Origin of the sequence: Leucobacter celer subsp. astrifaciens (genome assembly GCF_001273835.1) — a bacterium.
Taxonomy (GTDB): Bacteria; Actinomycetota; Actinomycetes; order Actinomycetales; family Microbacteriaceae; genus Leucobacter; species Leucobacter celer.
The window spans coordinates 237520-252253 of record NZ_JHEI01000133.1 but is presented as its reverse complement, the minus strand read 5'-3'; the positions used below and the strand labels follow the sequence as shown (position 1 = coordinate 252253).

The 14734-nt window shown below is 72.4% G+C and carries 14 protein-coding genes; 9 read left to right on the top strand and 5 right to left on the bottom strand.

Annotation, left to right across the window (positions count from 1 at the left end; all coding sequences use genetic code 11):
• The first annotated feature begins 92 nt into the window (after positions 1-92).
• The 6 genes from AMS65_RS03575 to AMS65_RS03550 are packed head-to-tail and all read left to right on the top strand — an operon-like array spanning position 93 to position 6848.
• Positions 93-1895, top strand: a complete 1803-nt coding sequence (locus AMS65_RS03575; RefSeq protein ID WP_053382787.1) for a serine hydrolase domain-containing protein — start codon at positions 93-95, stop codon at positions 1893-1895.
• Positions 1892-2194 carry a hypothetical protein gene (locus AMS65_RS03570; protein ID WP_053382786.1) on the top strand — a complete coding sequence of 101 codons (303 nt, stop codon included), beginning with the start codon at positions 1892-1894 and terminating at the stop codon, positions 2192-2194. Before AMS65_RS03575 ends, AMS65_RS03570 begins: the two co-directional genes overlap by 4 nt.
• A complete protein-coding gene (locus AMS65_RS03565; RefSeq protein ID WP_053382785.1) occupies positions 2191-3096 on the top strand; it encodes a hypothetical protein in 906 nt (301 codons plus the stop codon). The genes AMS65_RS03570 and AMS65_RS03565 overlap by 4 nt, the downstream gene beginning before the upstream one ends.
• 40 nt (positions 3097-3136) lie before the next feature.
• Positions 3137-4327 (top strand): FAD-dependent monooxygenase, encoded by a 1191-nt coding sequence (locus tag AMS65_RS03560; protein ID WP_053382784.1) that lies wholly within the window; start codon positions 3137-3139, stop codon positions 4325-4327.
• A 53-nt stretch (positions 4328-4380) separates the two neighbouring features.
• On the top strand, positions 4381-6159 hold the full coding sequence (locus AMS65_RS03555; protein ID WP_053382783.1) for a carboxypeptidase-like regulatory domain-containing protein: 1779 nt from the start codon (positions 4381-4383) through the stop codon (positions 6157-6159).
• A gap of 14 nt (positions 6160-6173) precedes the next feature.
• The gene (locus tag AMS65_RS03550; RefSeq protein WP_157502045.1) at positions 6174-6848 is read left to right on the top strand and encodes a hypothetical protein; all 675 of its coding nucleotides are present in this window, start codon (positions 6174-6176) and stop codon (positions 6846-6848) included.
• A 149-nt stretch (positions 6849-6997) separates the two neighbouring features.
• Here AMS65_RS03550 and AMS65_RS03545 read toward each other — a convergent pair whose 3' ends face one another.
• From AMS65_RS03545 to AMS65_RS03535, 3 genes are all read right to left on the bottom strand, one after another.
• Complete coding sequence (locus AMS65_RS03545) at positions 6998-7612, bottom strand: 1-acyl-sn-glycerol-3-phosphate acyltransferase (RefSeq protein WP_053382781.1); 615 nt, start codon at positions 7610-7612, stop codon at positions 6998-7000.
• Between the two features lie 392 nt (positions 7613-8004).
• Positions 8005-8646, bottom strand: coding sequence for a cyclase family protein (locus tag AMS65_RS03540; protein WP_075200820.1), 642 nt, complete (start codon positions 8644-8646; stop codon positions 8005-8007).
• Positions 8647-8655: 9 nt separating this feature from the next.
• Positions 8656-9105, bottom strand: a complete 450-nt coding sequence (locus AMS65_RS03535; RefSeq protein ID WP_053382780.1) for a winged helix-turn-helix transcriptional regulator — start codon at positions 9103-9105, stop codon at positions 8656-8658.
• Positions 9106-9217: 112 nt separating this feature from the next.
• On the opposite strand from AMS65_RS03535, the gene AMS65_RS03530 reads away from it, so the two are divergent.
• Entirely contained in the window at positions 9218-9583 is a 366-nt protein-coding gene (locus tag AMS65_RS03530) for a DoxX family protein (RefSeq protein ID WP_053382779.1), read from the top strand.
• Here AMS65_RS03530 and AMS65_RS03525 read toward each other — a convergent pair.
• Complete coding sequence (locus AMS65_RS03525) at positions 9567-10988, bottom strand: YibE/F family protein (RefSeq protein WP_053382778.1); 1422 nt, start codon at positions 10986-10988, stop codon at positions 9567-9569. The genes AMS65_RS03530 and AMS65_RS03525 overlap by 17 nt on opposite strands.
• 294 nt (positions 10989-11282) lie before the next feature.
• Between AMS65_RS03525 and AMS65_RS03520 the strand changes: the two genes are divergently transcribed.
• Both AMS65_RS03520 and AMS65_RS03515 read left to right on the top strand, forming a co-directional pair.
• Complete coding sequence (locus AMS65_RS03520; protein ID WP_053382777.1) at positions 11283-12389, top strand: PQQ-dependent sugar dehydrogenase; 1107 nt, start codon at positions 11283-11285, stop codon at positions 12387-12389.
• Between the two features lie 96 nt (positions 12390-12485).
• Complete coding sequence (locus tag AMS65_RS03515; protein ID WP_053382776.1) at positions 12486-12956, top strand: Hsp20/alpha crystallin family protein; 471 nt, start codon at positions 12486-12488, stop codon at positions 12954-12956.
• 252 nt (positions 12957-13208) lie between these two features.
• Here the strand turns inward: AMS65_RS03515 and AMS65_RS03510 are convergent, their stop codons facing one another.
• Positions 13209-14693, bottom strand: a complete 1485-nt coding sequence (locus AMS65_RS03510) for a lipase maturation factor family protein (RefSeq protein WP_053382775.1) — start codon at positions 14691-14693, stop codon at positions 13209-13211.
• Positions 14694-14734: the final 41 nt, after the last annotated feature.

The following is a 14734-nucleotide window of genomic DNA, read 5'->3' as shown; positions in this document are numbered from 1 at the left end:
TCGCGCACGCATCACCCGGTGCCCGCCCGCCGCTCCGGCCGCAGGCCGCGAGCCCGGCCCCGGGCACCGGGTGGCACAGGACAGGAAACGACATGCACCCCACCACTCCGCATCCGTCGGGGGCGCCCGGGCCTCTCACCGTCACAGGGGCGCACGGCGCGCTGCGGCGCACGGCGCTCGCACTGTCGGCCGTGGTCGCCTCGCTCGCTCTGGTGCTGCTGGGCGCGGGCGAGTCATCGGCCGACGCGCCATCGTCCCAATCCCCGGGCCGCCTCCATGCATCCAAGTCCCGGGGCCCGTCCCAGGCCCCCGCAACCGCCGAGAACGACTCGGTGCACCGCCCGGCGGACGACCTCGCGAGCGAGCGGTGGACCGATCTCATGGGCGACGCGCTCGCCCGCACGGCACTCGCCCCGGGCGCCCAGGCCCCGGCGGCCTGGGCCGTCATCGAGCCGGATCCGGCGGTCGGCACGGACCCGGCCGGTGCCCCCGTGCTCACCACCTCGACGGGGGGAAGCGGCGGGGCCGACGCCGACACCCCGTTCCTCATCGGCTCGCTGAGCAAACCGCTCACCGCCGCGGCCGTGATGCGCCTGGTCGACACGGGCCGGATCCGGATCGATGCCGGGGTGCGCGAGTATCTGCCCGACTTCCGCCCGCAGGACGAGACCCCCGTCACGATCGCGCAGCTGCTCACCCACACGAGCGGGTTCGGCGCAGACGCCGGCCTCGACGCGCGGCGCGATCCCGCGCTCTCGATCGCGGATCGCGCCGCGGCCGCGAACGAGATCCCCCGCTCGGAGGCGAACGGCGTCGCAGCCTTCGAGTACTCCAATCTGAACTACGCGGTCCTCGGCGCCGTCATCGAGGCGGTGAGCGGTGAGCGGTTCGCCACGCACCTCGACCGGGAGCTGTTCGCTCCGCTCGGGATGCTCGGCTCGAGTGCGGAACCGGCCACGGCCCAGGAGGTCGCGGCGGCCGGGCACCGGCTCGCGTTCGGCGTGCCGATCCCCTTCGAGGAGACCGTGCCCTCGGGCGCGGCCCCCGACGGATACACCGTTTCGACGGCTCGCGACCTCGCGGCGTTCGCACGGATGCTGCTGCGCGGCGGGATCGCCGACGACGGGAGCGTGCTCCTGAGCGCCGAGAGTGCGCGGGCGATACTGGCCGAGCACGTGCCGACGGGCGCGCCCGGCGCCGCGGCCCCCGGCACCACGGGCTATGGGCTCGGCTGGGGCACCGGAGGCTCAGGCTCGAGCCCGGTCGCCGCCCACGTGGGACGCACCGAGGGATTCTTCGCGCACGCGCATCTCAGGCCGGGCGACGGGCAGGCGGTGGTGCTGGTGCAGGCCACGAACAGCCCGCTGTACGAGCAGACCTCCCCGACGCTGCAGGCGGTCGCCGCGCTCGAGGGCCGCGACCCGGGCGGCGCCTCGGGCGAGCCGGCGGGCGTCACGGCCGCGATCCTCGCGGCCTTCGGCGCCGTGCTGCTCGGCGCCGTGCTGCTCGTCGGCCGGCTGCGAGCGCGGCGGGATCGCAGGGCGCCCGCCCCGACCCACGCGGCGGCCGCGCGCCGCGCCGCGATGCGCGCGTTGTTCGACATCGGTGGAGCGATTCTCGTGGTGTCGCTCTGGTCGGTCGCCGCGGGCATGATGCTCACCGGCAGCCCCTCCTGGAGCCCGGATCCCCTCGCCGCGTCGATCGAACTCACCCTGATCTCCTGGCTCATCGGCGCCCTGCTGCTCGGGCGCGGGATCGCAACCGTCGTGCGGCACCGCCGGGCCGGGGCCGCCGCGCCCCCGGCGCGCCCCGCGCCGCAGCCCGCACCCGGCCCGGCGGCCCGGCCCACCAGGCCGGCACCCGCACTGGCATCCGCGCCCTCGGAGCAGTCGTGACCCCGCCGCCGTACGAGCGCCTCGCGCTGGCCGAGGATCTGCACCTCACCTGGGACCGGCACCTCGTCACCGTCGCCACCCCGCGCTGGGAGCCCGGCGTCTTCGTCTACGACATCGAGTACCTGACGGTCGAGGTGAAGCCGACGCGCGGCGCCGTCCGGGTGGCGCTCGGATCGCGCGGGGCGCACTTCGCGTTCCAGGTGCTGCGCTTCGAGCTCGACGAGGCATCGTTCCGGGTGTTCGAGGGCTTCCTCGCCCGGGTACGCGAGCACCGCGAACGGTTACGGGCCGGCGCGTGAGCTACCGCTACGCGATCGGCTCCTACGGCCGACCCGTCGGCCCGCGGCGGCGCCGACTCGCCTCCGGGGTCTGCGCGCTCGCGGGCACCGGCAGTGCGCTCGTCGCAGCCCGCGCGCTCGGGTGGGAGGTGCTGCCGCCGTGGATCGCGGCGCTCGCCCTCGTGGGCGCGATCATACTCGGCGCGCTCTCCGCGGCCGGCAACTCCCCCGCGGGCGAGGTCTACTTCCCCCGGTCGGACGGCCGCTGGGTCGATCCGAGCGGTCGCGCCGTCGTCGATGCGCGCTACATGGCGGGCAACCCGCCTCCCGGGCGGCTGCTGCTCGGCTACCCCGGTGGATTCGCCGCGGCGACCGTGTGCGAGAAGGAGCGATCGGGCCGGTTCTCCGCCGGGGGCGAGCTGCACAGCGTCACCCTGCTCATCGCGGCCGAGGGGGCGCAGCCCTACCGCACGCGGATCCTCATGCGCCTCCTGCCGGGTGACGAGGAGCGGTTCTGGCCGGGCAGCGTGCTGCTCGCGGCGCGCTTCACCGGCGAGGCCCCCGATATCGCACTGCTGCCGGAGACTATCTGCGCGACCCTCTCGCCCGAGGAGCGCGAGCGGGCCGACGTCGCCGTCGCGGCCGCCCTCACCCCGCGAGAGGCGCCACGGCTGCCGATCCGGGATTCGCGCACGTACCAGCACATCACCAGCAGTCACAACGTGTTCTGGGCGTTCTTCTACGAGCGACCGAACGCCGTGTGGCGGGACATCGCGACGCGCGGCGACTGGCTCCGCTACCTGAAGATGGTCGGCGTCTTCGCCGCCGCCTTCGCCGCGACGGCGCTCGCCGTCCTGCTGCTCGTGGTGCTCATGCTGCTCGTGCCGGGGCTGGACGGCAGCGGCCCGGGCGCCTACAACTGATCGCAGAGACCCCGCTGCGGCGGGAGCACGGAGGAGAAACATGCGCATCGCAGTCATCGGAGCCGGGATCGTCGGCCTCGTCGCCGCAGCGGGTCTGCAGCGGGACGGCCACGAAGTGCGGGTCTACGAGCGGCGGCGGGATCCGAGCCCGGTCGGCGCGGGTCTCACCCTGTTCGGCAACGCCTTCGAGGCGCTGGACCTCGTGGGTCTCGGCGACACGGTCAGGGGCGTCTCGAGCGACGCGATCGCGTCGCTGCGCTCGGGACAGCGCACCCCCTCCGGGTCGTGGCTGCTGACGGTGCCCACGAAGGCGATGTCCTCGATGCGCAGCGTGCACCGCGCCGAGCTGCACCGGGCGCTCACCGCCGCGCTCGCTCCGGGCACCCTCGTCGTCGGCGCCGAGGCGGGTGCGTCCGCGGACGGCAAGCCCGAGATCACCATCGACGGGCAGCCGGAGCGCTTCGACCTGGTCGTCGCGGCCGACGGCATCCGCAGCCGCAGCCGTCTGGCTCTGGGGCTCGACACCGGGATCCGGTACGCCGGCTGCACTGCCTGGCGCGGCGTGACCGCGGGCGCCGTCGATCTGGGCGGGGCCGCCGGGGAGACCTGGGGGCGCGGGCGGCTGTTCGGGATCGTGCCGCTGCCCGACGACCGGGTGTACTGGTTCGCCACGCTGACCGCTCCGGAGCGCACGGTGTTCCCCGACGAGCACGAGGCTCTGCGCGGGGCCTTCGCCGGCTGGCACGCGCAGATCGGCGAGTGCATCGCGGCGACGCCGCCCGACCGCGTGCTGCGCCACGACCTCTGCGATCTCGCGCACCCTCTCCGCTCGTTCGTACGGGGACGCACCGTACTGCTCGGCGACGCAGCGCACGCGATGACCCCCAACCTGGGGCAGGGCGCCGGGCAGGGAATCGAGGATGCGGCCACGCTCACCCTGCTGCTGCGCGGGGCCGACGCGAGCGAGCTATCCGCCCGTCTCTCCCGCTACGACGAGCTGCGCGTGAAGCGCACCACATCGGTCTGGCGGCGATCCCGCAGCACCGGCCGCAGCGCCCAGGCCTCGCACCCGGCCGCGGCGACCCTGCGCGATGCGCTGCTGCGGCTCACGCCGGGATCCGCGATGGGCGCGGCGAGCCGGCGCCTCCAGGCGTGGCCGCGTCCGGCGGAGGGCGCTCCCGCCGCCGTGGCGGGACGCTGCAACGGCATACTGCTGCCTCACAAAAACTAATTCAATTTGCTTAAGTGGGTACGGAACCTTCCCCCACGAGAAAGACCGTTCAGATGACACGATCGCCCGCGCGCAGACCGCTGCGCACGCTCCTGATCGCGGCCCTCGCCGCCGCGATCCTCATCCCCGCGACCGCAACCGCCGCCGCACCCGCACCCGCGGTCGCCATCGAGACCGGCTCCACGGGCCGCGTGATCGACGGCAACGGCGACGGCATCGTCACGCGCATGCACCTCTTCCCGGTCGACGAGCTGCACGCGCCCGTGGCGACCCTGTTCTCAGCGGCGGACGGCACCTTCGAGATCCCCGACGTCGACGCCGGCAGCTATCGGCTGCGCGCCGAGTCCCAGGACCTCCAGGGGCCGGCCCCGGTCTGGCTCGGCGATACGCGGGATCCGCAGCTGGCCGATTCCTTCGTCATCGACGGCGCACCGCAGGATCTCGGCGACATCGTGTACGACGCCTACCCGGTGACGCCTCCCGTCGCGGACCTCCGCGTCATCACCGGCTACTCCGACGGCACCGACGCCCCCTCCAGCGCCGAGCTCTACCGCGTCGGCGAAACCGTTCCCCGAGCCGCCGTGCAGCATCTCGCCGCCGATCACAAGCGCTTCTTCAACGTGCCGACCGGCCTCTGGGACGTGCGGGCGGTCCCGCACCCCCTCTCCGGCGATCTGCCCAGCTGGTTCGTGGCCAACTCGCCCGACAGCAGCGTGGACCGGCCCTCGACCCCGCAGGTGACGATGGGCGGCTCGTTCAGGACCGTGACGATCTACACGCAGGCCGACCCCTACTTCGGCCTCTTGCCCGGCGGCACCGTCGCCACCGAAGACGGCGAGCCGATCGCGGGAGCCCTCGTGACCCTGCACCACGAGGGCGGATCCGGCTACCCCCGCTACACCGACGCGAGCGGCGCCTTCACCTTCTCGGACCAGATGCCCGACGGCGACTACCGCATCGAGGTGTCGCATCCGGGCTTCATCGGCGAGTGGTGGGAGGACGCTCCCGACGAGGCCTCCAGCTCGGCCGTGCGCGTCGAGGACGGTCGCACCGCCGTGGCGATCGACGTGCGCCTGGCCGGTACCAGCGTGCTTCAGGGAGTCGTGACCGGCCCCAGCGATGAGCCCCTCGACGACGCCCCGGTGCATCTGCTCAGCGCACCTGAGCTCAACGCGGCGAACATCGTCGCGACCGCGCGCACCGACGAGCACGGCGTCTACCGCTTCACCGGGGTGCCCGCAGGCACCTACTACCTCTTCTTCCGCGCACCGTCCGGAACGGGGCTGCTGAGCGAGTGGTGGAACGACACCCGCGTCGCGGCGGAGGCCGAGGCGATCCAGATCACCGGCGTCAGCGCGGAGCTCTCCTTCGACGCCCGGCTCGCCGACGATCCGGACCGCGAGGAATCTGACGGCGTGTGCTCCGACCCCTTCGGCAACGTCATCCCGTGCCCGGATCCGGGCTGCGAGGAGGGCGACGAGGTCTGCCCCGCCGAGCCCGAGTGCACCGAGGGCGACACCGGCTGCCCCGCTGAGCCCGAGTGCGATGAGCACGACAGCCGCTGCCCGGGAGGGGCGCACGACTGCCCCGCCGCCGGCGAACAGCGGAGCGGGCACTGCCCCGGCACCGGCACGGTTCCCGGCTCCGGCTCCGGTTCGGGATCCGGTTCGGGATCCGGTTCGGGATCCGGCACCGGCGGCGCGCCCGGCCTCGCACGCACCGGCGGCGCGCCGGAGGGTGCCCTGCTCGCCTCCGCCGCGCTGCTGGCCGCCGGCCTCGTGTGCGCCGCCGCCTCTCTGCGCCGCCGCGCCGGCGCGGCCGAGCGGGCCTGACGGAGGGAGCGACCGTGAACGCATCGAACGCGGGGGCGCCCCGCACCGAGCGCCTCGTCCCGGCAGTCGTCTCCGACGACACCGGCCCCGGTCTCGTCGAGGTGCCCCTGCGGACGCGCAACTGGATCGGTTTCGCGGGATCCTGGTTCCTGCTCGCGGCCGGCACCGTCGCGCTGTTCGCCGGCTCGCTGGAGATCATGGGCGTCGGAGGGTTCTGCGCCGAGGGCGGCCCCTACGAGATCGCGGTGCACTGCCCGACCGGCAGCGGAGCGAGCATCACCCTCGGCATGTTCGCCGTCGCCGCCGGCGTGATCCTCGGCGTCTTCGGCGCGCAGGGCTTCGGCGCGCCAGCCCACGGGTTCTTCTGGAGCCTGCTCTTCGGGGTCGAGGGCGTCGCGTTCCTGATCGCGGCGATCCTCCTGGCCGACGGGATCTCGATCGCGTGGCTCGTCTGCGGCGTGCTGTTCCTCGCGGTCGCCATCCCTCCGCTCCTCATGGTGCGGATGGGGTGGCCGCGCTCCGTCTTCGGACGCCGCCGCCTCGACGGCCGCAGCCTCGCGAAGCACGGCCTGCCCGTGCGCGACGCGGCCATCATCGGAGCGGTCTGGGTCGCGGCCGTCGCGATCGGCGCGGGGGCGGTCCTGGTGCTGCTCGCGGGGTTCGCCGGCCTACCGGATCCCCCGCGGTAGTCGAGGCGCTCGGCCGCACGGAGCGCGATGCCGAGCATCGCCCGCCCCGCGTCATCCTGCGCGCAGGCGAGGAACGAGCCGGAGTCGCAGGATCCACACCCTGGGTCCTGCGACTCACTCCGCCCGCTCGACCGGCGGGAGTGCTCCCCTCAGCCGGCGTCCCGCCCCTCCGCGAGCTTCCGCGTGAGTCCTGCCTCGTCCTGCAGCCGGGGCTCCGTGCGGTACTCCGGGCGCACGCCCGTCTTGTCGCGGTAGAACTCGCGGATCCGGTCCATGTCGGCCACCACGTCACCGGTCAGAGACACGGTGATGCCGAGACCCGCCGTCTTCGTAGCCCCGTCGGCGAATCCGAGGGTGACCGGCAGCTGCGCGGCCTTCGCGATCCGGTAGAAGCCGCTGCGCCAGCCCTTCCCCTGCCGGGTGCCCTCCGGGGTCACCACGAGCAGGAAGCGATCGGACTGCCGCGCACGAGCCACGACCGCTTCGACCACACCGGCCGCGTTCGCTCGATCCACCGGGATGCCGCCCAGCCCCCGCATGATCGGACCGGCGATCCCCCGGAAGAGCTCGCGCTTGCCGAGCCAGTGGATGTGCATCCGCGCCTCCCAGGCGATGCCGAGCATCAGCAGGAAGTCGAAGTTCGAGGTGTGGGGCGCGCCGATCAGCAGCCGCGGTCCGACGACCGGCTCGGCCTCCCGCACCAGGCTCCACGGCGACAGGCGCCAGAACACTCGGGCGGCGGCGCGGAACGACTCCCAGATCATTCCCCCAGGGTACGGGTGAGCACCGCTCCGAGCGGGATACGTTCCCGCGCAGGGTCTGCGCCCATCCCTCGGCAAGCTTCTGCAACCCTGCGCCGCCCTGCACAACCCTGCCTCGCCCCACCCCGCCCTGCTCAGGCCCGGCCTGCCCTGCCCTGCCCTGCGCAACCCTGCCCTGCAGAACATATGCGATCCGCCGTAGATATGGCGGATGTCCTGCAAAACCTCATATCTTGTGCAGATCGCATATCTTCTGCGAGGGGAATCCGGCGCAAGAGAGGGGTACCGCGCAACGAAGATCCCACGCAACGAGGGCATCGCGCGACAAGAAGCGAGCCGGATCGCGGCCCTGCCGCGGAGAGGCGGGGCGGACAGGGCAGCTCAGCCCACCGGGGTCACACGCGCCAGGCCACCACCCGGGCCGGAGCGCCGTCGGCGCCCGCGAGCGGCAGCGGGAAGATCCCGATCCGCGCCCGTTCCCCGAGCTGCTCGAGCCCGCGCAGGTTCTCCACGATCACCCCGCCCCCGCCCAGCACGGCGGCGTGGACGGCGAAATCGACGGACTCGCCGGGGCGCGGTGTGCGGTCGGGGTTGAGGGCGTCCACAGCGAGCACTCTCATCCCGAGTTCCAGCAGCCTGGCGGCCGCCTCGGCGCCGAGGTACGGGTGCCGCAGGTAGCGCGGGGCGCCGAAGAAGCGGTCCCAGCCGGTGCGGATCGCCACGATCGGCGGTACCGAGCCGAAGCGGTCGAGTCCGAGCATCGCGGCGTCGATCAGCGTCTCCTCCCGCACCCGGTCGGCGACGTCGAGGATCAGAGCCTCGCCGCAGAGCTCGTCGAGCGCGATCCGGTCGATCGTGCGGCCGCCGGCGATCGTGTGGGCCGGCGCGTCCACGTGGGTGCCGGTGTGGGAGCCGAGGTCGAGCCGCGCCACCGCGACGCCGTCCGCCGCCACCGTGAGCGCGGGCTCCACCCGCACCTCGGGATCGCCGGGGTAGACCGTCATGCCGGAGGTGATGGGGTGGCTGAGGTCGAGCACACGCTCAGCCTACGTCACGGCGGTGCTCGGTCCCGGGTTTCCCGGCTTCCTCGAGGATGCGTCGTAGGCCGCCCGAGCGGCCTCGATCCTGCCGCGGTTCTCGACCGCCCAGATGCCGAGCCCGACGGCGAGCTCCATCAGCGTTCTGCCGAGATCGGTCAGCTCGTACTCGACTCGCGGCGGCACCTCGGCGTGCACGGTGCGCGAGAGCAGCCCGTCGCGCTCGAGGTGGCGGAGGGTGAGGGTGAGCATGCGCTGCGAGATGCCGGGAATGTGATTCTGCAACTCGGTGAAGCGGAGTCGCCCGTTCCGCAGCGTCGCGACGACGAGCAGCGACCACTTGTCGCCGATCCGCGCGAGCACCTCGCGGATCATGCGCCCGTCCTCGGGACCGTGCGCACCCTGGCACGATCCCTCGTAGTCGGTCAGCGGGGCCGGGGCCGTCTCATGCGCCGTCATTCCATGTCACCTACTCACACCGATGTGCCTTTTGCACGCCTCCCCTCCGTACTGCACGATGGGGTTGCTTACTTATCGTAAGCGACCACACTCGAGATCACCGGAGATTCCCATGCTCATCGCCCTCTGGGTCGTCAACGCCCTGCTCGCACTCGCCTTCCTCGGCGCCGGTGTCATGAAGCTCGCCCGCTCCCAGGAGACGCTCGCTGCGGGCGGCATGGAGTACGTCGAAGACTTCGCGCCGGCGACGATCAAGTTCATCGGAGCGATCGAACTGCTCGGCGCGCTCGGGCTGATCCTCCCCCTGGCCACCGGTGTCGCACCGATCCTCACCCCGATCGCCGCGATCGGGCTCGCGCTCACGATGGCGGGGGCAATCGTCGTCCACCTGCGGCGGCGAGAGAACACGATCGCGGCCGTGGTGCTCGGCGTGCTCTCCGCGGCGAGCGCGGCGCTCGGGTTCATCGTGCTGCTGTGAGGTCGGCGCTGTCCGCCGCGCGCTGTTCCACCGGCGGCAGGAAGAGCGCGGCCACCCAGGTGGTGAGCGGCACCGCGAGCACCAGCCCCACGCTGCCGCACAGCGTGCGCACGATCTCGGTGACGATGTCCTCGTGCGTGAGCAGGGAGAGCATCGGCCTGTTGTAGAGGAGCAGCAGGATCAGCACGCTCATCGCCGCCCCCACGTAGGCGAAGAACACCGTGTACACGGTCGAGGCGATGTGGTCTCGGCCGATCCGCATCGCCCGCGCGTAGACCTCGCGCCGCGGCATGCCGGGTGCTGCGGCCCGCAGCTCCCAGACCGCGGAGGCCTGCGTGATGGTGACGTCATTCAGCACCCCCAAGCCCGCGATGATGATCGCGCAGCTGAGCAGCCCGCGGAAGTCGATCTCGGCGGCCAGCCCCGCCAACCGCCCCGAGGCCTCGTCGCCGATCCCGCTCAGCCGGGTCATCTGCACCGCGACGAACGAGATGCCCGCCATGATGAGGATCCCGCACAGCGTGCCGATGAGCGCGGCCGTGGTGCGCATGTTCGGCCCGTGCACGAAGTACAGGGTGGCGAACATGATCGCGCTCGAACCGACGACGCCGATGAGCAGCCCCGGCCCGCCCGCCACGAGCGCGGGCAGCACGAACGCGAGCAGCACTCCGGCGGCCACTCCCAGGGCCACGAGCGCCAGCAGGCCGCGCCACCGTCCCACGGCGATCACCACCCCGGCGAACACGAGGGTGAGCAGCACGAGCTGCCAGCCTCGGAAGACGCCGGTGACGTCGTAGCCGCGCGCGATCTCGTACGTCGCAGTAGTACCGGATTCGCTCGCGTCGGGATCCGCACCCGCAGCGGGGCCCGCACCCGCAGCGGGGCCCGCGCTCGCAGCGGGGCCCGCGCTCGCGTCGGGATCCGCACCCGCATCGGGATCCGCGCCCGCAGCGGGGCCCGCGCTCGCCGCGACGGGGTACGCGAGCAGCTCGAGATGGTCGCCGGGCCGGATGCCCGCCGCCGCCAGTGCACCGCGCAACTGGATGTCGACGAACTGCCCGGCGTCGGGCCCCGTGCGCACGCCGACGCCGGCGAGCAGGCAGTTGTCGCCCGGCGTCCCGAGGCCCTGGGCACCCGCAGCACCCTCAGCACCCCCAGCACCTGCAGCGGCCTCGTCCCCCGTGGCCGCTGCAGCGCTCCCGGCCTCCGCCCCGTCCTCGACACCGGTGTCGCACCCCGCGTCGATCCGCAGCACCTCGCCGCGCTCGAAGGTCACGCCCTCGGCGGTGTACATCGCGCGATCCGCGACCCGCGCCACCTGGGAACCGTCCGGCCAGAGCGCCACCATTCCCCAGACCGTCGCGCCCGCTACGAGCACCAGCAGGCCGAGGGTGAGGTACCGCACGAGCGGAGACGCGGAGACCGCCCAGCCGGATCCTCGCCGCAGCGAATGCGAGTGCGAATGGGAGTGCGAGTGGGAACGCTCGGGCAGGTGCGCCCGCTCTCCGCCGGACTCGGCTCCCTCGAGCCCGCTGCGGTCCGGCCCCGCTGCCCCTGCGGGACCCCCCGCCCGCGATCTCCAGAAGTTGATAATGCATCTCATTATGGAAACGATCCTAGCCACTCCCCCTTCGCCCGCGGACCACCCCCTGCCCTCCCACGCCGAATCGACGTAGGCTCGGAGCGAGAGGGGGACGCCATGCGAGCCACGGCCCCGGCGAGACGGCCAGCAGGACTGATCGCGGGATCCGTCCTCGTCGCACTCGTGCTCGCCTCCTGCACGGGATCGCCGGGCGGTGCCGGATCGCCGGGCGGTGCCGAGCCGAGCGAGCCGAGCGCCGGGGGCCTCGCCTCGAACCCCAGGATCATCGCGAGCGACCTCGACGCACCCTGGTCGCTCGCGTTCCACGGGGAGACCCCGCTGATCAGCGAGCGCGACACCGCCCGCATCCTCACCTTCGACGCGAACGGAGCCGCCCGCGAGCTGGCGGTCATCGAGGGCGTCGCACCCCGCGGCGAGGGCGGGCTGCTCGGCATCGCGGTGCACGACGACGGCTATCTCTACGCCTACTTCACCGCCGATGACGAGAACCGCATCGAACGCTTCGAGCTGCGGGGCAGGTCGGAGCTGTCCGGCCTGGGCACCCCCGAGACGATCCTCGACGGAATCCCCGCCGCCGGCAATCACAACGGCGGCAGGATCGCCTTCGGGCCCGACGGGATGCTCTACGCGACGGCCGGCGACGCCGGGAGCCCCGGCAGTGCGCAGGATCCCGACTCGCTCGCCGGCAAGATCCTGCGCGTCACGCCGTCCGGCGAGATCCCCTCCGACAACCCGTTCCCCGGCTCGCCGGTCTACAGCCTCGGACACCGCAACCCGCAGGGTCTGGCCTGGGACGACGACGGCACCCTCTACTCGAGCGAGTTCGGCCAGAACACCTGGGACGAACTCAATACGATCGAGGCGGGCGGCAACTACGGCTGGCCCGACGTCGAGGGCATCGCCGGGGTGAGCGGGTTCATCGACCCGGTGCAGCAGTGGGCTCCAGCCGACGCGAGCCCCAGCGGGATCGCGGTTCTCGGCGACCACCTCTACATCGCGAACCTGCGCGGCGAGCGGCTGCGCAGCGTGCCGCTCGCCGATCCCTCGACCTCGACGGAACTCGTCGTGGGCGAGTACGGGCGCCTGCGCGACGCGGTCGCCGCCCCCGACGGCTCGCTGTGGGTGCTCACGAACAACACCGACGGGCGCGGCGAGCCGGGGCCGGAGGACGACCGGCTGCTCGCCTTCGGCGAACACCCTTAGCACTCTCACCATCAGAGTGCTAATCTGGGCACAGGTTGAGTCAACAGCACTCAACTTTCAACCGGCACTGATGCAGACCCGATGAAAGGTGAAGTGATGGCACACTACAGTCCGATTCGCGAGATGGAACGCCTCGCCGATGCGCTGCTCGACGGCCCGGCACGAGGTCCCCGGCAGATGCCCATGGATCTCTACCGCGACGGCGACCAGTACCTGCTCACGGCGGATCTCCCCGGCATGGATCCGGGTTCGGTCGATATCGACGTCGACGGCCAGCTGCTGACCATTCGCGCCGAGCGCACGCTGCCCGACTACGAGAACGTGAAGTGGATCACGCGCGAGCGCACCCCCGGCAGCTTCCTGCGCCAGCTCAGCCTGGGCCAGGGCATCGACACCGAGCGGATCTCCGCCGGCTACGACAACGGCGTGCTGAGCGTCACGATCCCGGTGAGCGAGCGGGCGAAGCCGCGCAAGGTCCAGGTCAAGAGCGGGCCGGTGATCGAGTCCGAGGCCGCATCGACCGAGGCGGGATCCGAGGCCCGTCTGCTCGAAGACGCGAAGGCATAGCCGCACGGCTGATCCGGACACGAGGCTCCGGCGAGGGGTTCCTCGCCGGAGCCTCATCGCTGCGCTGCATCACGGTCGCCGATCGAGCGGAGCACCCGGCCCCGATCGAGCGGAGCGCAGCGGAGTCGACGCCGACACCCTCGGGATCTTCTGGGTTTCGACTCGCTCCTTCGTCGCTCGCTCAACCGGCGACAGGCGGGCTGCTCCGACTCGCATGGCGCAGCGGCGCCATCGCGGATCGCACGAGACCGCTCAACCAGTGTTCAGCCGGATCGGGGCCACGAGCACGCGGCGATGATCCCACGTCCAGACCGCGCCGTGCTCCCCGCGCTCGGCGCGGGAGGAGAAGCGGTAGCGGTACGACACCACCCGCACCCATCGGGGCGGCTCGCCGCCGAAGGGATCGCGGCGCAGCAGTGCGAGGATCGGGGCGTCCGCCTCCAGCAGCCGCACCAGCAGGGTCGTGAACCACTCGTCGAGCGAACGCCCGAGCGGCAGGAACCACATCAGCCAGTCCAGCCGCAGGTGGTACGGGGCGAACTGCCGAGGGACGCGCCGCACATCGCCGGGCTTGCCCTTGAACTCGTACTCCCGCCAGTCGGCCGCCTCGGGGTCGTCATCCATCGTGCCCTCGATGACGTATTCGATCCGCTCCTTCGTGACCGTGCCGAAGGCCCCGTAGGCGTTCGCGAGCTGCCAGCGGTTGAAGCTCGCGTTCATCAGCTGGCGCCTCGCGAACAGGTTGCGCAGGGCGGGCATGCTCAGCACGAGGTACAACAGCGCCACGGCGCCCGTGATCCCGAACCAGTACCAGGGCAGGCCGTCGATCCCCGCGCCCGGCTCCGACGACCGGGTCGCCGCGGAACCCGGCGCCGGCATCGAGACCGCCGAGAACGCCAGCACGATGGTCGCCCAGTTGAGCCACGCGAAGTTGCCCGTGAGCACGAGCCACAGCTGCGTGGCGATCACGATGCCCGCCGCCACGGTGCCGACGAGCGCGGGCACCGGCCCCGGAACCCAGAGGCCGAGGATCGGCGCGAACAGGAAGAACGGCACGACCAGCTGCGCGAAGTGATTGCCGAGCACCTCTCCCCGGTGGAACCACCTCGGCAGCAGGTGCGCCTGCCGACTCAGCGGGCCCGGCATCGGCTGGGTCTCGTGGTGGTAGGTGAGCGCGGTCAGGTCGCGCCACTCGCGTCCGCCGCGGATCTTGATCATGCCCGCGCCGAACTCGAGACGGAACAGGAGCCACCAGAACAGCACGATCACCGCGGTCGGCGGCGGCTGATCCCGCGATCCCAGGAACGCGGCGAGGAACCCCGCCTCGAGCAGCAGCATCTCCCATCCGAAGCCGTAGAACGTCCGCCCGATGCTCGAGATCGACATGTACCCGAACCACAGGGCGAGGAAGCCCAGCATCGGTACCCAGGGCGGCGCGAGTTGCGGGATCCCGATCACCAGGATCGCCGCGACCGCGATGCCGGCCCAGCACAGCAGCGCCAGCCGGCGGTCGGTGTAGCGGACACGGCGGAACAGCGTGGGCCGGATCGCGCGCCCGCGATCCCGCGAGACGGACGCCCACTCGAGCAGCCGCGGTGCCGGCAGCAGCCCGCGCTCGCCGAGCAGCGGGCGGAACTGGTTCAGGCTGGAGACGAACGCGACGAGGTACAGCGCCGCGATCCCGCGCTGCAGGATCTCGCGCGCGAAGCCGAAATCGACAGCCGCGAAACCGTCCATATCGACAGGGTACGCCTCCGCTCCGAGCGCCGCAGCAGGGG

What these genes read in the sequence shown, in the direction of transcription:
- AMS65_RS03575 (WP_053382787.1), top strand. Translation starts at nt 93, where the DNA reads ATGCACCCCACCACTCCGCATCCGTCGGGGGCGCCCGGGCCTCTCACC.
- AMS65_RS03560 (WP_053382784.1), top strand. Translation starts at nt 3,137, where the DNA reads ATGCGCATCGCAGTCATCGGAGCCGGGATCGTCGGCCTCGTCGCCGCA.
- AMS65_RS03555 (WP_053382783.1), top strand. Translation starts at nt 4,381, where the DNA reads ATGACACGATCGCCCGCGCGCAGACCGCTGCGCACGCTCCTGATCGCG.
- AMS65_RS03545 (WP_053382781.1), bottom strand. Translation starts at nt 7,612, where the DNA reads ATGATCTGGGAGTCGTTCCGCGCCGCCGCCCGAGTGTTCTGGCGCCTG.
- AMS65_RS03535 (WP_053382780.1), bottom strand. Translation starts at nt 9,105, where the DNA reads ATGACGGCGCATGAGACGGCCCCGGCCCCGCTGACCGACTACGAGGGA.
- AMS65_RS03530 (WP_053382779.1), top strand. Translation starts at nt 9,218, where the DNA reads ATGCTCATCGCCCTCTGGGTCGTCAACGCCCTGCTCGCACTCGCCTTC.
- AMS65_RS03520 (WP_053382777.1), top strand. Translation starts at nt 11,283, where the DNA reads ATGCGAGCCACGGCCCCGGCGAGACGGCCAGCAGGACTGATCGCGGGA.
- AMS65_RS03515 (WP_053382776.1), top strand. Translation starts at nt 12,486, where the DNA reads ATGGCACACTACAGTCCGATTCGCGAGATGGAACGCCTCGCCGATGCG.
- AMS65_RS03510 (WP_053382775.1), bottom strand. Translation starts at nt 14,693, where the DNA reads ATGGACGGTTTCGCGGCTGTCGATTTCGGCTTCGCGCGCGAGATCCTG.